The following is a 24,808-nucleotide window of genomic DNA, read 5'->3' as shown; positions in this document are numbered from 1 at the left end:
CCATGATTGAATCCCTGATTAGAGCTGCCCTCAAGCAGCGCCTGATAGTGATTGTCGTGGCGCTGGCCTTGATGGCTGCGGGGGCGTTTGCCCTGAAAAAACTTTCGGTTGATGCATTTCCCGATGTGACCAATGTGCAGGTGCTGATTGCCACCCAGGCAACCGGGCGCTCACCTGAAGAGGTGGAGCGCTTCATCACCGTGCCGCTGGAAATCGCCATGACCGGCCTGCCGGGCCTGGAGGAAATGCGTTCGATGAACCGCAACGGCCTGTCGCTGATCACCTTGGTGTTTACCGACAAGACCGATGTCTACTTCGCGCGGCAATTGGTGATGGAACGCCTGATGGAGGTAATGGAGCGCATGCCGGAAGGCGTGACGCCCATCCTGGGGCCTGTGGCGACGGGTCTGGGCGAGGTTTACCAATTCACGCTGGAGAAACCCAGTGATGGTGAAAAGCCATTGTCACAAGAAGAACTGACCGAGCGCCGATCCATCCAGGATTGGCTGGTGCGCCCGTTGCTGCGTGGTATTCCTGGTATTGCCGAGATCAACTCGCAGGGCGGCTATGTCAAGCAATACCAAGCTCTGGTCAATCCGGACCGCATGAGCCATTACGGCCTGAAACTGCAGGATATCTACCTGGCGCTGGCCCGCAATAATGCGAACAGCGGCGGAGGTGTGCTGCCGCATTATGCCGAGCAATACCTGATCCGCGGCGTAGGCTTGATCGAAAACCTCGACGACATCCGCAATATTGTGCTCAAGGAGCAGAATGGCGTGCCAGTCTACATGCGTGATGTGGCGGAGGTCCAGGTCGGGCATGAAGTGCGGGTGGGTGCCGTGGTCAAGAACGGTTACACCGAATCTGTCGGCGGCATCGTCATTATGATGCGTGGCGGTAACGCCAAGGAGGTGGTGAGCCGCGTCAAAGCCAGAGTCAAGGAAATCAACGAGCAGGGCATGCTCCCTGGTGGCTTGCAGATCGTGCCGTACTACGACCGCAGCGAGCTGGTGGATGCGGCCCTGCATACCGTGACCAAGGTGCTGATCGAGGGCATTATCCTGGTGGTGATCGTCCTGTTCCTGTTCCTCGGCGACGTGCGATCCAGTCTGATCGTGGTGAGTACATTAATCCTGACGCCGCTGATCACCTTCATGGCGATGAACTACTATGGCCTTTCCGCCAACCTGATGTCGCTGGGCGGGCTGGCGATTGCGATCGGCCTGATGGTGGATGGTTCGGTGGTTGTGGTGGAGAACGCGTTCCACCACCTGGGCCACCGCCAAGGCGAGAGCAAAGTGCGCGTGGTGCTGGAAGCTGCGGCCGAGGTGGGCACGCCGGTGCTGTTCGGTGTCGGCGTGATCATCCTGGTGTTCCTGCCGTTGATGACCTTGCAGGGCATGGAGGGCAAGATGTTCGCGCCTCTGGCCATGACCATTGCCATTGCGCTGTTCATTTCCCTGGTGATCTCGCTGACCTTGTCGCCCGTGTTGTGCTCCTACATCCTCAAGGGTGGCAGCGGCGAAGATACGCGATTCATCCAGGCGATCAAGCGTCCTTATCTGCGTATGCTCAACTGGGCGCTGGGTCATGACAAGACCACCATCCTGGCAGCTACCGCCCTGTTCATCGGCACCATCCTGCTGGTGCCTTTCCTCGGCACTTCCTTCATCCCGGAAATGCGGGAAGGCTCCATTGTGCCGGGTATCAACCGTGTACCCAATATCTCGCTCGAAGAGTCGATCAAGATGGAGAATGACGCCATGCGCCTGATCATGGAAAAGGTGCCCGGCGTGAAGTCTGCTGTTTCCGGTGTTGGTCGTGGTGAAAGCCCGGCTGACCCGCAGGCGCAGAATGAGTCCACACCCATCATTAGCCTGAAACCGCGGGAGGAGTGGCCGAAAGGTTGGACCCAGGACGATATTGCGGAAAAGATGCGTACCGTACTGGAGGAATCCCTCCCTGGCGTGCAGATCGTTATGGCTCAGCCAATTTCCGACCGGGTGGACGAGCTGCTGACTGGGGTGCGTGCTGATGTGGCCGTCAAGATATTCGGCGAGGATATGAACCTGCTCAAGGCCAAGGCGGACGAAATCTCGCGTATTGCGGGCGGCGTACGAGGGGCTACCGAAATCAAGGTGGAAAAGGTGTCTGGTCAGCAATACCTGAACATCACGGTGAATCGTCATGCCATTGCGCGGCATGGCCTCAATGCCTCTGATGTGCATGACGTGATCGAAACTGCGATCGGCGGCAAGGTGGCGACGGAAGTGTATGAAGGCCAGCGTCGCTTTAGTGCGGCTGTGCGCTATCCCGAGAGCTTCCGCGACAATATCGAGGCGATCAGCAATATCCTCATCACTTCACCCAACGGATCGCGTGTGGCCTTGCGCGACCTGGCGAATATTGAGGTGAGGGATGGTCCGGCACAGATCAGCCGTGAGCTTGCCAAGCGGCGCGTAGTGGTTGGAGTGAACGTCAAGGACAGGGATCTGGGAGGTTTTGTGGCCGAGCTGCAGCAGACTTTGGGGCAAAAGCTCAAGCTTCCTGAAGGGTATTATCTGGAGTTTGGTGGTCAGTTCCAGAACATGGAGCGCGCCATGGGACACTTGACGGTGATCATTCCTGTGACCATAGGGGCAATTTTCTTCCTGTTGTTCCTGCTGTTCAATTCGGTGCGTTATGCCGGCATGATCATCATGGTGCTGCCTTTTGCTTCCATCGGCGGCATTATTGGATTGTTCGTGACGGGGGAGTACCTGTCGGTGCCAGCATCGGTCGGCTTTATTGCACTGTGGGGGATTGCAGTGCTCAACGGCGTGGTGTTGGTTTCCTACATCCGCAGCCTGCGCGATGAGGGCCTGAGCCAGAGCGAAGCGATTATCAAGGGCTGCACGCAGCGGTTCCGTCCCGTGATGATGACAGCTACCGTAGCCATGCTGGCCTTGATTCCTTTCCTGTTCGCCACAGGGCCGGGCTCCGAGATCCAGCGACCATTGGCGATCGTGGTCATTGGCGGGTTGATTACCTCGACCTTGCTGACCTTGGTGGTGGTGCCGACCTTGTACCGCAAGTTTGAAGAGAAACGTATAGAAGCCTGATGAGGTCATGAAATGAAAGAGATCAAAGCAATTGTACCGCCGCAACGCCTGCCCAAGATTCGTTCGGCACTGCGCAATATCAAGGGTTTTCCCGGTATGACGGTCAGCAAGGTGGACGGCTGCGGACACCATGTCTCCCGTACTGCTCTGGGTGTCCGTGAGGAGTTGACGGATTACAGTCCCAAGGTCCGTATCGATATTGTTTGTCCCGATGAGTTGGTAGAAGGTGTGCTGCAGATACTCGCCGAGGTTGGACATACCGGCCAAGTAGGAGATGGCATTATCTGGGTGACTGCTGTGGAACGCATGGTCCGGCTTTCTGAACAGGTCTTGGTATTGAAGTAAAACCTTGCCGATTCGGAATTGATGTAATTGAAAAAGCACCTTCGGGTGCTTTTTTATTGCTCGCTGTTGATGAAAGGAAATATCAACCGTTTAAAAATGATTGACTGATATATACAGATCTGTATATATTTGCCGAATGAATAAATTACAAGTATGCGTAATGCATAGACATGGGCCTAGCGATAGTTGTGGTGCTAAAGGTGGCAAGGAGCTGCTGGGGCATTTGCAGCAACGTGTGAAGAATGCTGGTCTGGACTATGTAGTGGAGCCTATCAACTGTCTGCTGTATTGCCAGAAAGGCCCTAACGTCAAGTGTTTGCCATCAGGAAAGGTCTGGCACCAGGTTGGAGAGGAGGTGTGTGAGGAGATTCTTGGAACATTGCGGCATGAGTAGTCAATTTTATACCGATATGTAAAAGGAGATGGGGATGGAGATTTTATTGGCAGCGGCAGGTGGAATGATCATTGCGGTGCTGGCAATGGCATGGTTGGGTACTTTTGCGCGCTGGTTTGTGGTGGCGGGAGTTGATGGCGGTCTGGTCAAGGATTACGGCGTATTGATCAAGGCACATATCGATTTTGTCCTGATGTCATTGTATTGCTTTGGTGTTTATGCTGCCGCCAAAAGCGCAGGCATAGAAATTCCGGCGCTGGCATGCTGGCTGATTGCGATTGGCGGTTTCACCAACCCAGGCGTATTTGTGATTGCAGCCTTCAAGCCTGATTTCTGGCAAGTCATGTGGGTAAAAGTCTATACTGGCCTTAGCTTCATCGTGACTACCGCAGGCTTTATATGGGCCGCTGCGTTGTTCATCCAACATTACACATCTATATGATCTTGTGAGCATGGGATCGGTTTTCCGGTAAAATCATCCCATGCTTTATTCCATTTTTAAACCTTGGTTGTTCAAACTTAGCGCTGAACGAGCCCACGATTTCACTCTCAAGAGCCTGAAGCGGCTGGAGCGCTCAGGATTGCTCAACCTTTATCCGCGACCTGCCAAATGTCAGACGCGGGAAGTGATGGGCATTCAATTCCCCAACCCAGTGGGGCTGGCGGCTGGTCTGGATAAGAACGGCGCCTATATCGACGCGCTGGCAACATTAGGCTTTGGTTTCATCGAGATTGGTACCATTACGCCACGCCCGCAGCCCGGCAACCCCAAGCCGCGTATGTTTCGCATTCCCGAGGCGCAAGGGGTAATCAACCGCTTCGGTTTCAACAATTTGGGCGTGGAGGCCTTGCTGCGCAACGTGGCCGCTGCCAAATACAAAGGCGTGCTGGGCATCAATATCGGCAAGAATTTCGATACGCCCAACGAGCGTGCAGTGGATGATTACCTGCATTGCCTGCGTAAGGTCTATGCACACGCTCACTATGTCACGGTCAATATTTCTTCGCCAAATACCAAAAACCTGCGTGCCTTGCAGGAAAAGGAGGCGCTGGGGCAATTGCTGCAGACCTTGAAGCAAGAGCAGCAGGTATTGGCCGACCGGTATGGCAAATATGTGCCGATTGCGCTCAAGATTGCGCCCGATCTTGATGAAGGTCAGATTGCCAATATTGCTTCCTTGCTCATGCAATATCGTTTCGACGGCGTAATCGCTACCAATACAACCCTGGCACGCGATGCCGTGAAAGGCCTGCCGCATGCGGAGGAGGCTGGCGGCTTATCTGGCGCGCCGGTGCGCGACCGTTCCACTGCCGTGATCAGAGCCTTGTCCAGCCATCTCGCTGGGGCACTGCCTATTATCGGCGTTGGCGGCATCCTTAGCGGAGACGATGCCGCGCAGAAGATAGAGGCGGGTGCCAGACTGGTGCAGGTCTACAGCGGGCTGGTCTATCGAGGGCCGGTGCTGGTTGATGAGATTTGCCACAAACTGGGCTAAGCCAGCTCGCAGTTTGTTTCTTGTAATGGCGTACTTTTAAGTATCGTTGTCTGCGGCAGAGTACCTGGCAGCAAGTGTATCGCCGGGCTGTTTATTTAACTCCTGCTCTAAATTAAAGCATACTTGAGAAGTATCGGCTGCTTCACGGACTAATCTTTAAACCTATGGTACTCCCCATACTCTACTCATACCGTCGTTGCCCGTATGCCATGCGTGCGCGTATGGCGTTGCATTATGCCGGAGTCAAGGTGGAAACCCGGGAGATTTCGTTCAGGGCCAAGCCAGCGCACATGCTGCAGATTTCTCCTAAGGGTACCGTGCCTGTGCTGCAACTGGCGGATGGAGAAGTGCTGGAGCAAAGCCTGGATATCATGCATTGGGCCCTCGCGCAGCATGATCCGGAAAATTGGTTGGGCTCGGTGCGACAACAGGCGGATGCAGTGGAACTGATTACCCTGAATGACGGCGAGTTTAAGCAGGCGCTGGACCGCTACAAATATGCGGACCGCTTCCCTGATCAGCCGTCAGCTATATATCGTGCGCAAGGCGAGCGGTTTCTTACCCTTCTGGAAGGGCGGCTTGCAATACAATCCTGTCTACAAGGAGAGCAGCCGCATCTGGCGGATGTCGCTATTTTTCCTTTTATCCGCCAGTTTTCCATGGTGGATGTCGACTGGTTCGTGCAGGCTGACTATCCCCGATTGCGTGGCTGGCTAAATGCGTGGCTGGCAAGCGAGCTTTTTCAGGCCATTATGCAGAAGTGCCCGGTTTATACGGATGAATGAGTCTGGCCGGGAAGATAAAAAACGCCGCAATTGCGGCGTTTTTTATTGATAGACAATCAGTTAATTTGCGACATCAGTTTCCAGTTGTGATGCGCTGTTATCTTGAGAGTTGGGAGCGGTTTCATCAAAGCTGAGCTTGATATTGTCCTGCTCATCAATATCCACGTGCACACGGCCACCATTGGCCAGTTTGCCGAACAGCAGTTCGTCCGCCAGCGCACGGCGTATCGTATCCTGGATCAGGCGAGACATCGGACGGGCGCCCATGAGCGGGTCGAAGCCCTTCTTGCCCAGGTAGGCTTTGAGCTCCTCGCTGAAGGTGACTTCCACTTTCTTCTCGTGGAGCTGGTCTTCAAGCTGCATGAGGAACTTGTCGACCACGCGTATGATGATTTCCTGCGACAGCGGCGCGAACGAGACAATTGCATCGAGGCGGTTGCGGAACTCGGGGCTGAACAGGCGCTTGATGTCGCCCATCTCGTCGCCGGAGTTGCTGCCCAGCGTGAAGCCGATGCTGGTCTTGCTGATTGCTTCAGCGCCTGCGTTGGTGGTCATGATGATGGTCACGTTGCGGAAATCCGCCTTGCGGCCGTTGTTGTCGGTCAGCGTGCCGTGGTCCATTACCTGCAGCAAAATATTGAAGATGTCCGGGTGCGCCTTCTCGATTTCATCCAGCAGCAAGACGCAATATGGCGTCTTGTTGATGGCTTCGGTCAGTAGACCGCCTTGCTCGAAACCGACATAGCCAGGAGGTGCGCCAATCAAACGCGATACGGCATGGCGCTCCATATATTCCGACATGTCGAAGCGGATCAATTCCACGCCCAGGGTGTAGGCAAGCTGCTTGGCCACTTCGGTCTTGCCGACGCCGGTAGGGCCGGAGAACAGGAAGGAGCCGATCGGCTTGTTGAGGCTGCCCAGGCCGCTGCGCGCCATCTTGATCGCGGCGGACAATGCCTCGATGGCCTTGTCCTGGCCGAAGACGGTGGCCTTGAGGTCGCGTTCCAGCGTCTTCAGCGCGTTGCGGTCATCGCTGGAGATATTCTTGGGTGGGATGCGTGCCACCTTGGCGATGATGTCCTCGATCTCCTTGTTGCCGATCACCTTCTTCTGCCTGGATTTCGGCAGGATGCGCTGCGCCGCGCCTGCCTCGTCGATGACGTCGATGGCCTTGTCGGGCAGGTGGCGGTCATTGATGTAGCGGGCGGACAACTCGGCAGCCGTGTTCAGGGCCGAGGCAGTGTATTTCACGCTGTGGTGCTTCTCGAAGCGCGACTTGAGGCCCTTGAGGATTTCCACGGTTTCGGAGACGCTAGGCTCGACCACATCCACTTTCTGGAAACGGCGCGATAGGGCATGATCCTTCTCGAAAATGCCGCGGAATTCCTGGTAGGTGGTTGCGCCTATGCACTTGAGCGAGCCGTTGGAAAGCGCCGGCTTCAACAGGTTGGAGGCATCCAGCGTGCCGCCGCTGGCAGCACCCGCGCCGATCAGGGTATGAATCTCGTCGATGAACAGGATGGCGTCGGGCTGGTCCGCCAGTTTCTTCATTACGGCCTTGAGCCGTTGCTCGAAGTCGCCGCGATACTTGGTGCCCGCAAGCAAGGAACCCATATCCAGGGAGTAGATGACGGCATTTTCCAATATCTCAGGCACATTGCCCTCGACAATGCGGCGTGCAAGACCTTCGGCAATGGCGGTCTTACCCACGCCTGCTTCGCCCACGAGCAGCGGGTTATTCTTGCGGCGGCGGCACAGTGTCTGAATGACGCGCTCCAGTTCTTGCGAACGGCCAATCAGGGGATCTATCTTGCCAGCCAATACCTGTTGGTTCAGATTCTGGGTATAGGTTTCAAGTGCGCTGGCTGGAGATGCATCGGCCTCGATTTCCTGCTCAGCTTCCGGACGCTTGGCACTATTGCCATCAGCGACCTTGGCGACACCATGGGAAATGTAGTTGACCACATCCAGGCGGGTGATACCTTGCTGGTGCAGGAAGAATACGGCGTGGGAATCCTTCTCACCATAAATGGCGACCAGCACGTTGGCGCCGGTGACTTCTTTCTTGCCGGAAGATTGCACATGCAGGATGGCGCGCTGGATCACGCGTTGAAAGCCCAGCGTCGGCTGGGTATCTACTTCCTCGTTGCCTTCGACGGTGGGCGTATGCTCTTCGATATAGTTGTTGAGCTCGCTGCGCAGGTTGTCGAGATTGGCCCCGCAGGAGCGCATGACATCCGCCGCTGTCGGGTTATCAATCATGGCCAGCAGCAGGTGCTCCACGGTAATGAGCTCGTGGCGCTTCTGACGGGCATCCATGAATGCCATATGTAGGGATACTTCGAGTTCTTGCGCAATCATTTAAGCTTCCTCAGCTTTCTTCAGGCTTCTTCCATCGTGCATTGCAGCGGGTGCTGGTGCTCACGGGCATAACGAACGACTTGATTTACTTTGGTTTCGGCAATGTCATGCGGGTAAACACCGCATACGCCAGCACCTTCTGTATGAACTTGGAGCATGATTTGCGTTGCTTGTTCACGGTTTTTATGAAAAAAGCGCTGCATGATATCCACGACAAATTCCATGGGCGTGTAGTCATCATTCAGCAGAATGACCTTGTACATCGAGGGCGGCTTGATGTCTGCCTTGCCTGTTTTCTCGACGATATTGTCCTGATGTTTGATGCTAGCCATACGTGTGATCTATTTTGAGCCTAATGCAGAATTTTTCAAGTCTGAATTAAGTGGGGTTATTCCCGATTAAAGCCGAATTGCATGGCAAGTATTTGCCATGCCTGGCTGATTATGGATAAATCCGGACAGTTTTGACAGTGCGGTCCTGAGTATTGAGGATTTCCAGCTTGTAGTCCCCGATCCGGAGGCCGATGCCCGGTTCGGGAATATCCTCGAAATGTTCGATGATCAAGCCGTTCAAAGTGCGCGGACCATCGACCGGCAGGTGGATATTCAGTTTCTTGTTGATGTCTCGCAGACTGTTGCTGGCATCCACCAGCCAGCTCCCCTTGTCTTCCTGATGGTATGGCTGCTGTTGCGGAATGGTGTCGTTGGCGAAGTCGCCAATGATGGCTTTGCTGATATCTTCGAGCGTAATCAACCCCTTGAGCTCGCCATATTCATCTACGACCAGCGCGATGCGTTTCTGGCAGTACTTGAATTCCTGCATCTGTGTATACACCGGCGTGCCTGAGGGAATGAAATATGGCGATTCCATGTGTTGTGTCAGCAATGACTGATCCAGCGCTTGTGAACGCAAGGCATTCATGAGAGTGCGGATGCGCAACATGCCGATAATTTCTTCATTGGAGCCTTTGCGCACTGGCAGGAATGAATGCGAGGTATCGGCGATCTGCTCAAGGATATCGTCCATCGACAGATCAGCATCAATAATTTCCAATTGCGTATGCACCGTCATGATGTCATCTACCGTGGATTGCTCCAGGTCCAGCAGGTTGAGCAAGACCTCGCGGTGCTTTTGCGGAATGGGGCTGGCAGTTTCGCTGAAGATGCTGCGCAGTTCTTCAATGCTGGCGGTAGGGCTGCTTTCGGTAAAACCCACCTTCATGCCCAGCAGGCGCAACAGGCTGTTGGCGCAGAGGTTGGCGAGCAAGATCAGGGGACGGGTGATCTTGACCAGTGGCAGCAGCACATAGCTGAATGCCAGCGCTAGCGGCTCGGCATGGCGCGCGGCAATCATCTTGGGTGTGATTTCACTGAATACCAAGATGGCAAAAGTGATCAGAATGGTGGAAACCGGCATCCATAGCTCGCCGAGATTGAGTAACCGGATACTGATGAAGGCAGCCAAGGTTGCGGCGGCGGCATTGGATAATGTATTGCCAAGTAGAGTGGCGCTCAGGAACTGCGCACGTTCGTTGAGTAGCCTGGAGGCGAATTCGGCGCTGCGTATGCCTTCTTGGGCGAGGATGGTGAGCCGGTGCCGGTTGAGCATCAACAGGCTGGTTTCGGCCATGGAGAAAAAAGCGGAAGTAAAAAGCAGCAGGGCAAGAATGCCCAGCTGCCATAGTAAGGAACTGTCCAACGGTAGCTATCGATTAAAAAAGATACCGTTAGTTTCGGCGCGAAGCGCCGGCTTTGTCAAGGCAATACCTCTTCTCCCTCGGGCTTCCTTTCGCCGCCGCCAATCAGGTTTTCGCGCGATACACCCAGGTACAGGGCAATCGGGCTGGCGACCAGCACGGAGGAGTAAATACCGAACAGGATGCCGATGGTCAGCGCCAAGGCGAAGTTATGTAGTACTTCGCCGCCGAAGAACAGCATGGATAACACCATCAGCTCGGTCGAGAAGTGGGTGATGATGGTGCGCGACATGGTGCGGGTAATCGCATTGTTGATGATGTCAGGCACACTCGCCTTGCGCATCTTGCGGAAGTTCTCGCGCACGCGGTCGAACACCACGACCGATTCGTTGACCGAGTAGCCAAGCACGGCCAGGATGGCTGCCAGCACGGTGAGGTTGAATTCCCACTGGAAAAAGGCGAAAAAGCCGAGGATGATCACTACGTCGTGCATGTTTGCGATCACGGCGGCCACCGCGAAGCGCCATTCAAAACGCATGGCGAGATAGGCCATAATGCCAACACAGACGAACAACATGGCCAAGGCACCCTTGTCATAAAGCTCCTGGCCGACCTGCGGACCGACGAATTCCACACGGTGCAATTTCACGGCGGGTTCAATCTCGGACAAGGCATTGAGCACGTTTTCGGAAAGTTGAGCCGTGGAAAGATCGGGCTTGAGCGGCAGGCGGATCAGCACATCCTGGCTGGTGCCAAAGTTCTGCACGGTGGCATCCTTGAGGCCGATTTCATCGACGGCCTTGCGGATGCTCTCCAGGTTGGCGGCCTGCGGGTAGCTGACTTCCATCATGGTGCCGCCGGTGAAATCCACACCCAGGTGCAAGCCTTTGGTAAACAGGAAGAATACCGATAATAGGAAGGTCAGGAGCGAGATGGTCGTGGTGACACGGCCATAGCTCATGAACGGTATATCTTTTTTGATTCTGAAAAATTCCATGATATTTACTCTAGTGTGTTGCCTGTTGATGGGTGCCTAGCCGATGGACAAGTGAGTGAGCTTGCGGCGGTAACCGTAAATCAGATTGATCACGGCACGGGAAACCAGCACGGCGGAGAACATCGAAGTCAGGATACCCAGCACGTGTACTACGGCAAACCCCTTGACCGGGCCGGTACCAAACATAAACAGCGCCAGGCCCGCGATCATGGTGGTGACGTTGGCGTCGAGGATGGTGCCGAACGCGCGCTCGTAACCAGCGGTAATCGAGGCTTGCGGCGAATTACCATAGCGCAGCTCCTCGCGGATGCGTTCATTGATCAGCACGTTGGCATCAATCGCCATCCCCAGGGTCAATGCCACCGCCGCGATACCGGGCAGGGTAAGTGTGGCTTGCAACATCGAGAGCAGGGCAACCAGCAATAGCAGGTTGATGCTCAGCGCCAGCACGGAGACGCTGCCGAACAGCATGTAGTAGACGATCATGAACAGCGAAATGGCCACAAAGCCCCACAGCGTGGAATGCATGCCGCGCTCAATATTGGCTTCACCCATGCTGGGGCCGACGGTACGCTCTTCGATGATTTCCATCGGGGCAGCCAAGGCACCGGAACGCAGCAGCAATGCTACATCAGTGGCTTCCTGGGTATTGGCCATGCCGGAAATCTGCACGCGGCCGCCACCGATTTCCTCGCGGATCACTGGGGCGGTGATGACTTCTGCCTGGCCCTTCTCTATAAGCAGGATCGCCATGCGCTTGCCGACATTTTCACGCGTGGCCTGCTTGAAGATGCGGGCCCCACGGCCATCCAGCGTGACATGCACGACAGCGCCGCCGCCTTGTTGATCCATGCCGGGACCGGCATCAGTGATGTAATCGCCGGTCAAGACCACATTCTTCTTGACCAGCATGGGAATGCCATTACGGTCGGTGAAGAATTCGGTACCGAATGGTACTTGGCCCTTGGAGGCGTTCTCGAGTGTGACAGCATTGCTCTTGTCCTCATCCACCATGCGGATTTCCAGCGTGGCGGTACGGCCGAGAATTTCCTTGGCCTTGGCAGTGTCTTGCACGCCAGGCAATTGCACGACCACGCGATCCAGGCCTTGTTGCTGGATCACGGGTTCAGCAACGCCAAGTTCGTTGATACGGTTGTGCAGGGTTTGAATGTTCTGCTTGAGCGCGAATTCCTGAATACGGTTTTTTGCTGGCTCGCTCAATGCGGCAGTGAGCAGTTTTTCATCGCTACGGTCGTCGGTGCGGAAAGTCAGGTCCGGATATTCCTTTGTCAGGACTTTTTGCGCCTTGTTGAGTTCTGTAGTGTCCTTGAAACGGATGGTGACTGTTTGACCTTCGCGAGCAACACCGAGATAGTTGAGACGTGCTGTTCGCAGAGCGCTGCGGAAATCGCCCACATAACGCTCTGCCGCCTGGTCCAGTGCGGCCTTCATATCTACCTGCAATAGGAAATGCACACCGCCGCGCAGGTCCAGGCCCAGATACATCGGGCGTGCGCCTATGCTGCGCAGCCATTCCGGCGAGCGGGAGAGCAGGTTCAGCGCAATGACATAATCCTTGCCTAAACCGGCTTGCAGCACATCGCGGGCATGTAGCTGGACATCCGTGCTGGGGAAGCGCACCTTGACGCCTGTGTTGTCGAGGAACAGCGCTTCAAAAGGCACATTCTCCCGTTTGAGAATGTTTTCCGTGCTTTCCAGCAGGGCGGAATCAATCCTGAGGTTGGCCTTGGTTGTCGTGATCTGGACAGCCGGGGACTCTCCAAACAGATTGGGGGCAGCGTATAACAGGCCGATCAGCACGACAAACAGTACCATCAGGTACTTCCATAAAGGGTAGCGGTTCATGAAGCAGCTCGCATTTCAGTGTTGCATTGAGGTTTGAAAGACCAGGGGAATCTTAAAAAGTGCGTCCAGCTTACAGCGACTTGATGGTGCCCTTGGGCAACAGGGTCTGCACCGTATGTTTCTGGATGGTGATGACAGTTTCCGGTGCAATTTCCAGGCTGACGTAACCTTCGGCTACCTTGGTAATGCGGCCGACGATACCAGAGCTGGTGGTGACTTCATCGCCCTTTTGCAGGGCTTCGATCAGCTTGCGTTGTTCTTTTGCCTGCTTCATTTGCGGGCGGATCAGCATGAACCAGAACAGCACGAAGATGATGATCAGGGGCAGGAAGCTGGTCCAGTCTGGAGCGGCCTGGGCTGCATCAGCAGCATATGCGGAAGCGATGAACACGGGGAAACCTCTCTTTATTAAATAGCGTGAAATATTCGAAGCGAAAAATATTAGCGCAGAATTCTAACATACTGTGGCATCAGCGCTATTTTATGCAGCTAGGCGTAATTTCTGGCGGTCTTGCCGGAACCGGACGGCAAAAGCAGCAAACTGGCCTTGCTCAATGGCCTGGCGCATGCCAGCCATCAACTCCTGATAATAGTGCAGGTTGTGGATAGTATTAAGGCGCGCGCCCAGAATCTCGCTGGTACGATGCAGGTGATGCAGGTAGGCGCGACTGAAATTAAGGCAGGTGTAACAACTGCACTCCTCATCCAGCGGGCGCGTATCCTTGCGGTAGCGGGCATTCTTGAGCTTGATGTCGCCGTAGCGGGTGAATAGCCAGCCATTGCGGGCGTTGCGTGTAGGCATGACGCAATCGAACATGTCTACGCCATACGAAACGGCATCCACCAGGTCTTCCGGCGTGCCGACACCCATGAGGTAGCGGGGCTTGTCCTGCGGCATCTGAGGAGTGGTGTGCGCGAGAATGCGCAACATATCTTCCTTGGGTTCGCCGACGGAGAGCCCGCCAATCGCATAGCCGTCGAAACCGATGTCCGTAAGGCCCGTAAGCGATTCATCGCGCAGGTCTTCATACATCCCGCCCTGGATAATGCCAAACAGCGCATTGGGATTTCCATGGTGCGCAGCTTTGCTGCGAGCAGCCCAGCGCAGGCTGAGGCGCATGGAGTCGCGCGCCTCGATGTGGGTGGCCGGGTAAGGCGTGCATTCATCAAAGATCATGACGATATCGGAATTCAGCACCTTCTGGATGCGCATGGATTCCTCGGGCGTGAGGAAGCAACTATCGCCGTTGATGGGCGAGCGGAAACGCACGCCTTCCTCCGTAATCTTGCGCAGATCGCCCAGGCTCCATACCTGAAAGCCGCCTGAATCGGTGAGGATGGGGCCGTTCCAGCCCATGAATTGATGCAGGCCGCCGAATTCGCTGATGACTTCAAGGCCTGGACGCAACCAGAGGTGAAAGGTGTTGCCGAGCAGGATATGCGCGCCGATATCGCGTACTTCATCCGGCGACAGGGATTTGACGGAGCCATAAGTGCCAACCGGCATAAAGGCAGGGGTTTGCACCTCGCCATGGATAAGACTTACGGTGCCGCGACGCGCAGCACCGTCTTGCTTGTGAAGGGTAAATTCCATGATGACCAACCAAAATTCAAGCCGCGATACTATCATGGACTGACATATTTTATGGAAAAGCGCACGTACATGATGACCATGCGCTTGTTATACTGTGCGCAGTTTTACGCGCGGATATCCCGCACGATTGTTCATCTGAGGAAATGCTTGAATGGCTGAAATTCCCAACCGTCCACGCCGCACTGGCTCATTCATGGAATCTGGCCTGCGTGAGCGCAGCATCTACTTGTTGCCCAACCTGTTCACCACCGCTGCCTTGTTTGCCGGATTCTATGCCATTGTGCAGGCCATGAACGGCAATTTTGAGCATTCTGCTGTGGCGATTTTCATCGCCATGGTGCTGGATGGGCTGGATGGTCGGGTGGCTCGCATGACCAATACGCAGAGCGCATTCGGCGCCGAATATGACAGCTTGTCCGACATGGTGTCGTTCGGGGTGGCGCCGGCGCTGGTGATGTATGTCTGGGCGCTGAAGCCGCTGGGCAAGCTGGGCTGGATTGCCGCTTTTATCTACTGCGCAGGTGCAGCCCTGCGCCTGGCGCGTTTCAATACCAAGCTGGATGAGAGCGACAAGCGCTATTTTCAGGGGTTGCCCAGTCCGGCTGCTGCGGCATTGCTGGCCGGATTGGTCTGGGTGTCCTATGAGAACCAGGTCAGCGGCTCGGAAGTGTTTTTTGATACTGTCAAAATGCAGTGGGTGGCATGGACGATTACCCTGTTTGCCGGGCTTTCCATGGTGAGTGACCTGCGTTATTACAGCGGTAAGGACATCAACCTGCGCCGCAGCGTGCCGTTTGTCGTCATTTTGCTGATCGTACTGGCCTTTGTACTGATTTCCTACAGCCCGCCGGAGGTGCTGTTTGCCGTGTTCCTGATTTATGGAGTTTCCGGCTATGCCATGTGGCTGTGGGGCAGGTTTGGGGCTAAGAAATCTGCGAGTACTCCTGCCGCTGGCCAGTAAGCCTGGTCAATTCAAAGCTCGTGTTGCAATGCCTGCAGCGTGGGTTTGATCTTGTTGCCGATGAATATCTGCGGGTTGGAAAAGCCGTCCGGCTTGCCAGCCTGCTGTTCCCGCGCTTTGATGATAGGCACGGCACGCTGGAACGCCTCTTCAAACGAACGGGTTTCTCGCAGAGCCTCATCGAATACGGCGCGTCCAAAGAAAGTCAGCTCCGAGCCGCTGCCGCAGCCAAATGACGTATGCGTGGCATCGGCGGCGGTCATGACCAGGCTGTTCTCGTTCTGCAGTGTCTCTATCCAGCTGCCGGAATAGCAAGCGGACACCACAATGATGCGGTGTTTGATGCCGGCCTTGTCCAGCCACAGGTTAAGCGTCTGCGGGGTCAGCATGCCCATCTCCAGAGGCCACAGCGAGGCGCTGAGCTCGCCATTCTGCGCGCCGTGGGAGGTCAGGTAGACCAATAGCACATCTTCTTCGGTATTCATGAGATCGCTCACGCGGTTGATGGCGCGTTCCAGGTTTTCCAGACTGGCCCAGGGCAGGCTCTCCATGGTGGCAGGGTGGTTAACCAACTCCTGCATATGTCCGGCGGCATCGAAGCGTTCCTCGATCACGGCATTGACCATGCTGCTCTCGCGCAGAAATACCTCGTCATCGCCATAGGGTGCATAGCTGATGCTGAACAGGTCCACAATGCCTGGCCGCTCCGGGGTGAGGGCTGCGCGTTGTCTGCTGGCCAATTGCAATTGGGTTTCCAGCTTTTCCTGTGTCAACTGCAGAGCAGCTTCCGTGTTGTTGGCCTCTTCCTCTTCAGGCAGCCAGTACGTGGGCGCTTGCGAAAAGTGCACGACCAGGGGAGAAGCGAGGGCAAACAGGCCGGTCAGCAGAATCAGCCTGCCGGATGCGTGCGTGCTGCGAGTCAACAGTAACCAGAAAGCCATGACGGCCCAGAGAGTGGTGACGAGATACAGGCACCAGTGCCAGCCTGACCCTTCCAGGCCCAGTGGCTGGATCAGGCTGGTGTAGATAGCAGCGCTGATGATATCCAGCACGAACACCTGTCCAATGCTGATTGCAAACAAGGCTGCGGGTTGGATATGTTGGCCAAGTTTTTGCGCATGGTCGCTGAGATACCAGCACAGCCATAGCGAGAGCAGCACCAGCAGCCAGCCCCACAGCAATGCCCTGGGGGAGAATTCCGCAGGACCGTTGATGGATAGCCTGCTCATGAGGATGGAAATAGTCGTGGTGAACACCAGCATCCATAGCAATTGCAATGGCGTGATCCGTAAATCATTGGCATTGACCCTGAGGAAAAATGCGCTTTGCAGCCCATGCAAAAAGAAAGTGCTTAAGGATGTGGAACGATGGGACATGCTGCTTTTGTAGCCAAGTGAAAGAGAAACACGCATCGTGCCTCAAATCTCGGTGTGCGCCAAGGACTTGTGGCTTGCCTTGCCAAGGGAAAAGAATTATATTCAGGCCACTATGCAAAATCTTACGCACAATCCGGAATTGGCCGCTGCCAAGACTGCCCAAGCCTTGGCAGGCCGGATGCTGTGCAGCCCGCGCTAATATTGCATCCAGTCAATTTAGCCACACCCTCTTAACTTAATACACTTCCGCTTATAACTCCAACTTGATGGAATGCATGCCATGACACAGAACCAGCTCATCATTTTTGATACTACCTTGCGTGACGGCGAGCAGAGCCCCGGTGCTGCTATGACCAAGGAAGAGAAGCTGCGGGTGGCGCGCCAGCTTGAAAAGCTGGGGGTTAATGTCATTGAGGCGGGATTTGCGGCAGCCAGCCCGGGAGATTTTGATGCTATTCGTGCGATTGCCGAAGTGATTACCGAATCTACGGTTTGCTCTTTGGCGCGCGCCAATGAAAATGATATCCGCCGCGCTGGAGAGGCAATCAGCCCAGCCAGGAAACGCCGCATCCATACCTTTATCGCAACCAGTCCGATTCATATGCAGAACAAGCTGCGCATGACGCCGGAGCAGGTGCTGGAGCGTGCGGTACAGGCTGTGAAATGGGCGTTGGAATATACGGATGATGTCGAGTTTTCTGCCGAGGATGCGGTACGTTCGGACATGGATTTTCTGGTGCAGGTATTCGATGCGGTGATCGCGGCGGGCGCCAAAACCATTAATGTGCCGGACACTGTGGGCTATTCCGTACCGCAGCAATGGGGTGAGCGTATGGCGCAATTGATCACGCGGGTGAAGGATTCCGATAAGGTGGTCTGGTCCACGCATTGCCATAACGATCTCGGCATGGCAGTGGCAAACTCCTTGTCAGCCGTGCTGGCGGGAGCGCGGCAGGTGGAATGCACCATCAATGGCCTGGGCGAGCGCGCAGGCAATGCCAGCCTGGAAGAAATCGTGATGGCGGTCAAGACTCGCCGTGATGTATTCCAGTTGGAAACCACGATCGATACCACCCAGATCGTGACTACTTCCAAGCTGGTGTCCACCATTACCGGCTATCCGGTGCAGCCGAACAAGGCGGTGGTTGGCGCCAATGCGTTTGCGCACGAATCCGGCATCCATCAGGACGGCGTGTTGAAGCATCGTGAAACCTATGAAATCATGCGTGCCGAAGACGTGGGCTGGGGTGCCAACAAGCTGACCCTGGGTAAGCTCTCTGGCCGCAATGCATTCCGCACCCGCTTGACCGAGCTGGGCATCACGCTGGAAAGTGAAGACGCGCTCAATGCTGCGTTTGCACGATTTAAGGAGTTGGCGGATAAGAAGTCCGAGATTTTTGATGAGGATATCCAGGCGTTGGTCAGTGATAATGTCATCAATGAAGAGTGCTTCAAGCTGGCTTACCTGCAAGTCGCCTCGCAAACCGGTGAAACACCGCATGCCATCGTCGCGGTCGCGGAACACGGAACGGAGCGCCGGGCGGAAGCGGATGGAGGCGGCCCTGTGGATGCCGCTTTCAAGGCTATCGAGAAAATCGTTAATAGCGGTGCGGAACTGCAACTCTATTCTGTTAACAATATCACCAGCGGCACGGATGCCCAGGGTGAAGTGACCGTGCGCCTTTCCAGGGGCGGTCGTATCGTCAATGGTCAAGGGGCGGACACAGATATTGTCATTGCTTCGGCCAAGGCTTATTTAAACGGCCTGAATAAACTGCATGCCAATACCGAACGGGCTCATCCGCAGGTGTGATGCTTTGCTTCAATAATGATTGAATATTACGAGATAAAGGAACTGCCATGTTGCAAGGTGCAATCCAGGTAACGAGTTTTGATATGGATAGGTTGTTCGCCATGATAGAACAGCTGCGCAAGAACGGTTTTCCGGAACAGGAGAACCTGACCCGCCTTGAGAATGAGTTGGCGCGTAGCGAAGAAGTGGCTCCTGAGCAGGTAGCTGAAGGAGTGGTGACCATGAATTCGCGCGTATTGTTACGGGACGAGGCCAATGGGCAGGAAATGCAATGCACATTGGTATTTCCGGTAGATGCTGACGCATCCACTAATCGCATTTCCGTGGTAGCGCCATTGGGCACTGCAATTCTCGGTTACCGGGTGGGCGACGTGATTGATTGGAATATGCCCGGCGGTGTTCGCCAGTACAAAATCCTCAAGGTCGATTACCAGCCTGAGGCAGCGGGTGATTTTCATCTGTAAGATACATGGAGTGTGATCAAGCGCCTCCAGGGGCGCTTTTTTATTGCTTGGTGTCGAGATAGCGCTTATCGCTGAATGTTGCTAGCCACCGTGGGCGGAAAGCGGTCATCAGGGTGACCGCCATGCCGGTGAGCAATGCTTCTGACCACGCGATCAGGATGAAATAGGGCAGATAGCTGCCGATCAGATAGTCTAGCGAATAGGCGTGCATGCCGGCCAGGGCCAGTACAATGCCCAGCCCGCACAAGGCGATGGTTAGTCCTGCGCACAGAAAGCCACTGACGAAGATGTAGATAATCAGATGATTGGGAAGCTTGCTTTCCACGATGCGGAACAGGGAGTAGCTGAAAGCGACAGGGATAGCACCCATCATGAGGAAGTTGATACCCAGAGAGGGCCATCCGGCCATGCCAACGACCGTAACACCAGTCAGAATGATGAAAATGGCAATCAGCGCCAGTTGCCAGCGGAACATCAGACACAAAGCGGTAACGCCCAGTAAATGAATATTCAGTCCGGGACGTACCCCGGCTTTGACGTGCCAGATAGCCATCAGGGTGACGATGGAGCCGAGGAACACATGCTGCAGCGCGGAATCGCCCAGATGCTTCCATGGCGCCCGAGTGGCGGCAATAGCAAGGATGACCAATGCCAAGGCATTGGCTATCCATTGCCAGGCAAATGGCACCAGGTAGTCAGGCAGATTCATACCGGTGAAGCCTCACAGTGGGACGAGGTCGCATACTTCAGGTTCATGGGCTAAACTCTAACAATTTTGCCACGGATGGAGAAATATTTTGCAACTCGCGTTGTTTGATCTTGATAACACCCTTCTGGCTGGCGACAGTGATTTCCAGTGGGGCCAGTTCCTTATTGGCAAGGGCTTGCTTAACGAACAGGATCACCTGGCCAAGAATATTGCCTTCTATGAAGACTATAAGGCAGGCAGGCTGGATATCTACGCTTTTCTCGATTTCCAGCTCAAGCCATTAAGCGAACATAAGCGTGCCGAACTGGATGCGCTGCACCAGGAATACATGGCGCAGAAAATACGCCCCATGATTACCGATAAGGCGCGCGCGCTGGTGGAGAAGCACAGACAGAATGGTGACCTGCTCATGATCATCACGGCAACCAATAGCTTTGTGACCAGCCCGATCGCCAGGGAGTTCGGTATTGATTACCTGATTGGCACGACGCCGGAGGAAGTGGACGGCGAATTCACCGGCAAGGTGGTGGGCACGCCCAGTTTCCAGACAGGGAAAATCACCCGCCTGAATGAATGGCTGGCCGAGCGTGACCAGACATTGCAGGATTTTGAAATGACCTGGTTCTACAGCGATTCCCACAACGATTTGCCGCTCATGAAGCTGGTGGATAAACCGGTAGCGGTGGATCCCGATGCCATATTGCAATCGTATGCGGAAGAGGCCGGGTGGCCTGTCATCAGTCTGCGCTGAATGATGCTTAGCGGTGCAGCAGGATTTCGAGGACGAACTTGCTGCCCGTATAGGCTAGCACCAGTAACACAAAACCGCTCAAGGTCCAGCGCACCGCCATGCGGCCGCGCCAGCCGTAGCGATAACGCCCAAACAACAGCCCAGCGAAGATCAGCCATGAAAGCATGGTGAAGATATTTTTATGTGTGAATTGCATGGGCTGGTCAAACAGCGATTCCGAGAACATCATGCCGCTGGCCAATGTGAGTGTCAGCAGAGTAAAACCCAAGGTAATGACGCGAAACAGCAGGGTGTCCATGGTCATGAGTGGTGGAAAATCAGCCAGACCAAGCCAACTGGATTGGTGGTGCAGTCTGCGTTCTGCCGCCAGCATCAGCAGTGCATGCAGCGCGGCAAAGGTCAGCAGGCCATAGGCCAGCATGGCAATGACCATATGGGCGATGAATAGCGGCTGTGCGGCGTAGGCAAGGAAGTGGGTTTCCGGCTGCCATGCTTGTAGCAATACGAAAAATGCAGCGGGCGGAAGTACGAGTGCCTGCAGGCTATGCCATTGATTCCTGAGGTCGGTGATCCAGTAGATCAATACCGTCAGCCAGAAAATGGTGGAAAGTGCATTGGTGAAACTCAGGTTCAGCCCGTTGGAAAACAAGGTGCAATAAAGGGAAATGCCGTGCAAGACCAACCCGGCAGCCACCAGGCGAGATTGCCAGGGTGAGTGCGGGGTCATGGTGTCGCGGCGCTTGGCCTGGTGCCAGTAATTGACAGCGGCCCATGAATAAATCAATGCAGTGATAAAAGGCAGAAACACCATCATAGGTAATGACTTGGGTTAGAATCCAGGATGTTCGTAACACTATAACATGCAGTTGCCCGCATAATGCGTTATATGCGCAGCAGCTCTTTTGGTATCCATTATGTTTGAAAATCTAAGCAGTAGATTACAGCAAGTCGTTAAAACTCTGCGTGGCCATGCACGGCTCACCGAGGAAAACATTAGTGATGCCATGCGTGAAGTACGCATGGCGCTGCTGGAGGCTGACGTTGCCTTGCCCGTGGTCAAGGAATTCATCAACCAGGTCAAGGAGCGCGCGGTCGGTCGCGAGGTGTTGCAAAGCCTTTCTCCTGGTCAGGCCGTGATCCAGGTGGTGCATGACGAACTCACGCGTCTCATGGGCGAGCAGAACGTGGGACTCAACCTAGCGACCAATCCACCGGCGGTCGTACTGATGGCAGGCTTGCAAGGTTCCGGTAAAACCACGACTTCTGCCAAGCTTGCGCGTTTGCTCAAGGCGGAGAAAAGGAAAGTGCTGTTGGCCAGTGCCGACGTGTACCGTCCCGCTGCGATCGAGCAATTGAAGACGCTGGCCAAGAGCCTGGAGGTGGATTGCTTTGATTCCAACGCGACACAAAAGCCGGCAGATATTGCGGCGCAGACCATGGATTTCGCCAAGCGCCATTTCTATGATGTGGTGATTTTCGATACCGCAGGCCGTTTGGGTATCGATGAAGCCATGATGGCCGAAATCAAGCAACTGCACAGCCTGCTCAATCCGATCGAGACCTTGTTCGTGGTCGATGCCATGCAAGGCCAGGATGCTGTCAATACCGCGCGTGCCTTCGGCGAAACCCTGCCATTGACTGGTGTCGTGCTCACCAAGCTCGATGGTGACGCTCGTGGCGGCGCAGCATTGTCTGTGCGCCATGTCACTGGCAAACCAATCAAGTACATCGGCGTCAGCGAAAAAGTGGATGGTATCGAGCTATTCCATCCTGAACGTATGGCTTCCCGTGTGCTGGGCATGGGCGATGTGCTCTCGTTGATTGAGCAGGCGCAGAAAAACGTAGACCTGGACGAAGCCAAGAAACTGGCTGACAAGGTCAAGTCAGGTAAGAATTTTGACCTGGATGATTTCAAGGCGCAGATGCTGCAAATGCGCAAAATGGGCGGCATGGGTGCCTTGATGGACAAAATGCCGACACAGATTTCCGGCATGATGGGCCAAGTTAATAATGAGGCGGGCGACAAGGCATTGCGCCGCATCGAGGGCATCATCAACTCCATGACACCGCAGGAGCGCCGTAAGCCGGAGATCATCAAGGCTACGCGCAAACGCCGTATTGCGGCAGGTGCCGGTGTGCAGGTGCAGGAAGTCAACCGCCTGCTCAACCAGTTCGAGGAAGTGCAGAAAATGATGAAAATGTTCTCCAAGGGCGGCATGGGAAAAATGATGCGTGCCATGCAGGGGCGTTTTCCCGGCATGAGATAGTCAGGAAAAGTATTTCTCGCCTTCATCTGGACGTTGCTGACTATTAATCCGACGAGTAACGTAACAGGAATTTTCAATCCGGCATTGACGCCAACCACGCTTTTCTTCATAATTGCGCGCTTTCCGAGATGAGACTCTCATCTCAAGGGCCGTTAGCTCAGTCGGTAGAGCAGCGGACTTTTAATCCGTTTGTCGCAGGTTCGAGTCCCGCACGGCCCACCAGAAAAAACAAAGGGTTAGCTAAAAAGCTAACCCTTTTTCATTTCAAAAACGTCAACCAAATGACGACCCGCTAAAGGTGTCTATAGTGCAGCAATGGCGCCTAATCCAGATTCATCATCGGGTTTAACTTCCTAGCCTCCTGTAAGTGATCGGGGGAAAGGTGCGCGTATCGCATCGTCATGGTCAGGCTGCTGTGTCCTAGTAGGCGCTGCAGCACCAGAATGTTCCCACCGTTCATCATGAAGTGGCTGGCAAAGGAATGTCGCAATACATGCGTCATTTGCCCATCTGGCAGCGCTAGCTGCGCTCTTTTGACTGCTTCCCTGAATGCGTTATAGGAGTATTGAAATAAACGCCCATACGCCCCTCTGTGCTTATCCTGCGCTTTTAGCTCTTTAATCAGGAATTCGGGAATAGGTACAGATCGGTTCTTCCCTGATTTTGTATTGCTGAAATGCACCATCCCATCCCGCACCTGACTTGGCTTCAATTGCTCGGCCTCACTCCATCGTGCCCCTGTAGACAAACACACTTTCGCAATCAGCAATGCATCCCGGCTCTTCGACTTTTCAAGTGCAGCCAGCAAGCGCTTGATATCCTCCTTCGACAAGTATGACAACTCCCGCTCTGGCACCTTGATCTGCCTGACTGCTGACAAGGGGTTATCGCCGTTCCAGTGTCCTAGGCGCTTGGCCTCGTTAAACACACTTCGCAGATAGGCATGCTCACGGTTAATCGTATTCGGCGCAATGCCAGCCTCTGCACGTGCCTTGCGATAGTGCGCAAACATCCCAGTAGTGAAACGATCAAGATAAGGATTGCCCAGGGCAACACAAAGCGCCTTCAAGCGGTTATAGGTATCCTGTCCAGCTCGCAGGTTAGATCCATGATGCTCAAACCAAACATCGACCAGCTCGGACAATCTGCGTAGATCACGCTTCGCAGGCTGCCATTCCGGCGTGGTCAAGACCTTGGACTTCAACCAAGCCTCATAAGCCAATGCCTCGCTCTTGGTCCCTAGCGTCTTACGGAACCGTTTAGACCCACGGCCACCGGGCTGGATATCGACTAGCCAGCCCCCCTCCATTTTTTTGATGGCCATCTCATTGTCCTTCCTTGTGGTGCTCGCATAATTCCTCCACATGCTTGCTGATCACGTTCAGCAAGACATGCTGCGCACAAAGAATGTTCTCCAGGAGCACGGGCTGCAAACCTGAATACTCATGCTCGGTTTCCCGGGCCAGGTTCATTTCTGCAATGCTGCGCTCGATGAGATGGGCAACACCCATGGCGCCATAAGTGGCTGTCAGGGCTTGGGCTGCTTTGTTTTGGATGTGGCGTCCGCCATATTCGGCTTCCACCCAGAATTTCCCGTTCAGGGGATTGGATTGCTGACTGGTCATAGTGACCTCCTGTAGTTTAGAGAGAGGCCACCCTACTGCTTACGGGGTGGCGGGCGCACTCTCGGCCTACAAGAAGCCGCGTCTGGGCTTCCCTTGCGGTGTTGTATACCCAGTCTCTACCCCGCCATAAGAAAACAATGGACGTAAAAATAGCCGCGATCTGACGGGGCGACAGGCCGCTTGTAGTTTTGAGAGGAGTTCAGA

Annotated in this window: 23 protein-coding genes and 1 tRNA gene; 12 read left to right on the top strand and 12 right to left on the bottom strand. The window is 54.8% G+C overall.

The annotated features are described in order from the left end of the window. Positions 1 to 2: 2 nt before the first annotated feature. The 6 genes from V7Z75_RS11250 (at position 3) to V7Z75_RS11225 (ending at position 6,124) form a co-directional block, all read left to right on the top strand. Positions 3 to 3,104, top strand: a complete 3,102-nt coding sequence (locus V7Z75_RS11250) for an efflux RND transporter permease subunit (protein WP_334108785.1) — start codon at positions 3 to 5, stop codon at positions 3,102 to 3,104. Between the two features lie 12 nt (positions 3,105 to 3,116). Further along, on the top strand, positions 3,117 to 3,449 hold the full coding sequence (locus tag V7Z75_RS11245) for a P-II family nitrogen regulator (RefSeq protein WP_334108784.1): 333 nt from the start codon (positions 3,117 to 3,119) through the stop codon (positions 3,447 to 3,449). 160 nt (positions 3,450 to 3,609) lie between these two features. Then, entirely contained in the window at positions 3,610 to 3,843 is a 234-nt protein-coding gene (locus V7Z75_RS11240; protein ID WP_334108783.1) for a (2Fe-2S) ferredoxin domain-containing protein, read from the top strand. Between the two features lie 34 nt (positions 3,844 to 3,877). Next, positions 3,878 to 4,285: a hypothetical protein gene (locus V7Z75_RS11235; protein WP_334108782.1), complete on the top strand. Its 408-nt coding sequence runs from the start codon at positions 3,878 to 3,880 to the stop codon at positions 4,283 to 4,285. Between the two features lie 40 nt (positions 4,286 to 4,325). Next, positions 4,326 to 5,339 carry a quinone-dependent dihydroorotate dehydrogenase gene (locus V7Z75_RS11230; RefSeq protein ID WP_334108781.1) on the top strand — a complete coding sequence of 338 codons (1,014 nt, stop codon included), beginning with the start codon at positions 4,326 to 4,328 and terminating at the stop codon, positions 5,337 to 5,339. Between the two features lie 164 nt (positions 5,340 to 5,503). Further along, positions 5,504 to 6,124 (top strand): glutathione S-transferase, encoded by a 621-nt coding sequence (locus V7Z75_RS11225; RefSeq protein ID WP_334108780.1) that lies wholly within the window; start codon positions 5,504 to 5,506, stop codon positions 6,122 to 6,124. Between the two features lie 60 nt (positions 6,125 to 6,184). Here the strand turns inward: V7Z75_RS11225 and clpA are convergent, their stop codons facing one another. From clpA to tgt, 7 genes are all read right to left on the bottom strand, one after another. Continuing rightward, positions 6,185 to 8,485, bottom strand: coding sequence for an ATP-dependent Clp protease ATP-binding subunit ClpA (clpA, locus tag V7Z75_RS11220; protein ID WP_334108779.1), 2,301 nt, complete (start codon positions 8,483 to 8,485; stop codon positions 6,185 to 6,187). A 20-nt stretch (positions 8,486 to 8,505) separates the two neighbouring features. After that, positions 8,506 to 8,817, bottom strand: coding sequence for an ATP-dependent Clp protease adapter ClpS (gene clpS, locus V7Z75_RS11215; protein WP_334108778.1), 312 nt, complete (start codon positions 8,815 to 8,817; stop codon positions 8,506 to 8,508). Between the two features lie 109 nt (positions 8,818 to 8,926). Next, positions 8,927 to 10,183 (bottom strand): HlyC/CorC family transporter, encoded by a 1,257-nt coding sequence (locus tag V7Z75_RS11210; protein ID WP_334108777.1) that lies wholly within the window; start codon positions 10,181 to 10,183, stop codon positions 8,927 to 8,929. A 56-nt stretch (positions 10,184 to 10,239) separates the two neighbouring features. Further along, entirely contained in the window at positions 10,240 to 11,178 is a 939-nt protein-coding gene (gene secF, locus V7Z75_RS11205; protein WP_334108776.1) for a protein translocase subunit SecF, read from the bottom strand. A 36-nt stretch (positions 11,179 to 11,214) separates the two neighbouring features. After that, on the bottom strand, positions 11,215 to 13,044 hold the full coding sequence (gene secD, locus V7Z75_RS11200) for a protein translocase subunit SecD (RefSeq protein ID WP_334108775.1): 1,830 nt from the start codon (positions 13,042 to 13,044) through the stop codon (positions 11,215 to 11,217). A gap of 70 nt (positions 13,045 to 13,114) precedes the next feature. Further along, positions 13,115 to 13,435, bottom strand: coding sequence for a preprotein translocase subunit YajC (yajC, locus tag V7Z75_RS11195; RefSeq protein ID WP_334108774.1), 321 nt, complete (start codon positions 13,433 to 13,435; stop codon positions 13,115 to 13,117). Positions 13,436 to 13,525: 90 nt separating this feature from the next. Further along, positions 13,526 to 14,638: a tRNA guanosine(34) transglycosylase Tgt gene (gene tgt / locus V7Z75_RS11190; protein WP_334108773.1), complete on the bottom strand. Its 1,113-nt coding sequence runs from the start codon at positions 14,636 to 14,638 to the stop codon at positions 13,526 to 13,528. 151 nt (positions 14,639 to 14,789) lie between these two features. On the opposite strand from tgt, the gene pssA reads away from it, so the two are divergent. Further along, entirely contained in the window at positions 14,790 to 15,599 is an 810-nt protein-coding gene (gene pssA / locus V7Z75_RS11185) for a CDP-diacylglycerol--serine O-phosphatidyltransferase (RefSeq protein WP_334108772.1), read from the top strand. An 11-nt stretch (positions 15,600 to 15,610) separates the two neighbouring features. Here the strand turns inward: pssA and V7Z75_RS11180 are convergent, their stop codons facing one another. Next, positions 15,611 to 17,011, bottom strand: coding sequence for a C13 family peptidase (locus tag V7Z75_RS11180; protein WP_334108771.1), 1,401 nt, complete (start codon positions 17,009 to 17,011; stop codon positions 15,611 to 15,613). A gap of 244 nt (positions 17,012 to 17,255) precedes the next feature. On the opposite strand from V7Z75_RS11180, the gene V7Z75_RS11175 reads away from it, so the two are divergent. After that, positions 17,256 to 18,788, top strand: coding sequence for a 2-isopropylmalate synthase (locus tag V7Z75_RS11175; protein ID WP_334108770.1), 1,533 nt, complete (start codon positions 17,256 to 17,258; stop codon positions 18,786 to 18,788). 47 nt (positions 18,789 to 18,835) lie between these two features. Next, positions 18,836 to 19,252 carry a nucleoside diphosphate kinase regulator gene (gene rnk, locus V7Z75_RS11170; RefSeq protein ID WP_334108769.1) on the top strand — a complete coding sequence of 139 codons (417 nt, stop codon included), beginning with the start codon at positions 18,836 to 18,838 and terminating at the stop codon, positions 19,250 to 19,252. Positions 19,253 to 19,292: 40 nt separating this feature from the next. On the opposite strand, the gene V7Z75_RS11165 is transcribed toward rnk, so the two are convergent. After that, the gene (locus V7Z75_RS11165; RefSeq protein WP_334108768.1) at positions 19,293 to 19,961 is read right to left on the bottom strand and encodes an energy-coupling factor ABC transporter permease; all 669 of its coding nucleotides are present in this window, start codon (positions 19,959 to 19,961) and stop codon (positions 19,293 to 19,295) included. Between the two features lie 88 nt (positions 19,962 to 20,049). Here V7Z75_RS11165 and V7Z75_RS11160 point away from each other — a divergent pair, with 88 nt between their 5' ends. Continuing rightward, on the top strand, positions 20,050 to 20,712 hold the full coding sequence (locus V7Z75_RS11160; protein ID WP_334108767.1) for an HAD family hydrolase: 663 nt from the start codon (positions 20,050 to 20,052) through the stop codon (positions 20,710 to 20,712). 7 nt (positions 20,713 to 20,719) lie between these two features. Here the strand turns inward: V7Z75_RS11160 and V7Z75_RS11155 are convergent, their stop codons facing one another. Then, positions 20,720 to 21,526 carry a cytochrome C assembly family protein gene (locus tag V7Z75_RS11155; RefSeq protein ID WP_334108766.1) on the bottom strand — a complete coding sequence of 269 codons (807 nt, stop codon included), beginning with the start codon at positions 21,524 to 21,526 and terminating at the stop codon, positions 20,720 to 20,722. Between the two features lie 100 nt (positions 21,527 to 21,626). On the opposite strand from V7Z75_RS11155, the gene ffh reads away from it, so the two are divergent. Both ffh and V7Z75_RS11145 read left to right on the top strand, forming a co-directional pair. Further along, positions 21,627 to 22,979, top strand: a complete 1,353-nt coding sequence (ffh, locus tag V7Z75_RS11150; protein WP_334108765.1) for a signal recognition particle protein — start codon at positions 21,627 to 21,629, stop codon at positions 22,977 to 22,979. A 146-nt stretch (positions 22,980 to 23,125) separates the two neighbouring features. Next, a tRNA-Lys gene (locus V7Z75_RS11145) sits at positions 23,126 to 23,201 on the top strand. A gap of 100 nt (positions 23,202 to 23,301) precedes the next feature. Here V7Z75_RS11145 and V7Z75_RS11140 read toward each other — a convergent pair. Together V7Z75_RS11140 and V7Z75_RS11135 are read right to left on the bottom strand one after the other, a co-directional pair. Continuing rightward, on the bottom strand, positions 23,302 to 24,303 hold the full coding sequence (locus V7Z75_RS11140; RefSeq protein WP_334108764.1) for a phage integrase: 1,002 nt from the start codon (positions 24,301 to 24,303) through the stop codon (positions 23,302 to 23,304). Between the two features lies 1 nt (position 24,304). Continuing rightward, positions 24,305 to 24,604: a hypothetical protein gene (locus V7Z75_RS11135; RefSeq protein ID WP_334108763.1), complete on the bottom strand. Its 300-nt coding sequence runs from the start codon at positions 24,602 to 24,604 to the stop codon at positions 24,305 to 24,307. Positions 24,605 to 24,808 lie beyond the last annotated feature (204 nt).

Origin of the sequence: Methylobacillus sp. (assembly GCF_036844465.1) — a bacterium.
Classification (GTDB): Bacteria; Pseudomonadota; Gammaproteobacteria; order Burkholderiales; family Methylophilaceae; genus Methylobacillus.
The sequence above is the reverse complement of the archived record's forward strand: the minus strand, read 5'-3'. Positions and strand labels throughout refer to the sequence as shown.

Bases quoted from the DNA above. Each gene is read 5' to 3' on its own strand.
- rnk (WP_334108769.1), top strand. From the start codon at position 18,836: ATGTTGCAAGGTGCAATCCAGGTAACGAGTTTTGATATGGATAGGTTG.
- V7Z75_RS11245 (WP_334108784.1), top strand. From the start codon at position 3,117: ATGAAAGAGATCAAAGCAATTGTACCGCCGCAACGCCTGCCCAAGATT.
- V7Z75_RS11225 (WP_334108780.1), top strand. From the start codon at position 5,504: ATGGTACTCCCCATACTCTACTCATACCGTCGTTGCCCGTATGCCATG.
- secD (WP_334108775.1), bottom strand. From the start codon at position 13,044: ATGAACCGCTACCCTTTATGGAAGTACCTGATGGTACTGTTTGTCGTG.
- V7Z75_RS11175 (WP_334108770.1), top strand. From the start codon at position 17,256: ATGACACAGAACCAGCTCATCATTTTTGATACTACCTTGCGTGACGGC.
- V7Z75_RS11240 (WP_334108783.1), top strand. From the start codon at position 3,610: ATGCATAGACATGGGCCTAGCGATAGTTGTGGTGCTAAAGGTGGCAAG.
- V7Z75_RS11135 (WP_334108763.1), bottom strand. From the start codon at position 24,604: ATGACCAGTCAGCAATCCAATCCCCTGAACGGGAAATTCTGGGTGGAA.
- ffh (WP_334108765.1), top strand. From the start codon at position 21,627: ATGTTTGAAAATCTAAGCAGTAGATTACAGCAAGTCGTTAAAACTCTG.
- V7Z75_RS11235 (WP_334108782.1), top strand. From the start codon at position 3,878: ATGGAGATTTTATTGGCAGCGGCAGGTGGAATGATCATTGCGGTGCTG.
- V7Z75_RS11155 (WP_334108766.1), bottom strand. From the start codon at position 21,526: ATGATGGTGTTTCTGCCTTTTATCACTGCATTGATTTATTCATGGGCC.
- V7Z75_RS11230 (WP_334108781.1), top strand. From the start codon at position 4,326: ATGCTTTATTCCATTTTTAAACCTTGGTTGTTCAAACTTAGCGCTGAA.
- tgt (WP_334108773.1), bottom strand. From the start codon at position 14,638: ATGGAATTTACCCTTCACAAGCAAGACGGTGCTGCGCGTCGCGGCACC.
- secF (WP_334108776.1), bottom strand. From the start codon at position 11,178: ATGGAATTTTTCAGAATCAAAAAAGATATACCGTTCATGAGCTATGGC.
- V7Z75_RS11180 (WP_334108771.1), bottom strand. From the start codon at position 17,011: ATGCGTGTTTCTCTTTCACTTGGCTACAAAAGCAGCATGTCCCATCGT.
- V7Z75_RS11250 (WP_334108785.1), top strand. From the start codon at position 3: ATGATTGAATCCCTGATTAGAGCTGCCCTCAAGCAGCGCCTGATAGTG.
- clpS (WP_334108778.1), bottom strand. From the start codon at position 8,817: ATGGCTAGCATCAAACATCAGGACAATATCGTCGAGAAAACAGGCAAG.
- V7Z75_RS11165 (WP_334108768.1), bottom strand. From the start codon at position 19,961: ATGAATCTGCCTGACTACCTGGTGCCATTTGCCTGGCAATGGATAGCC.
- pssA (WP_334108772.1), top strand. From the start codon at position 14,790: ATGGCTGAAATTCCCAACCGTCCACGCCGCACTGGCTCATTCATGGAA.
- V7Z75_RS11140 (WP_334108764.1), bottom strand. From the start codon at position 24,303: ATGGCCATCAAAAAAATGGAGGGGGGCTGGCTAGTCGATATCCAGCCC.
- clpA (WP_334108779.1), bottom strand. From the start codon at position 8,485: ATGATTGCGCAAGAACTCGAAGTATCCCTACATATGGCATTCATGGAT.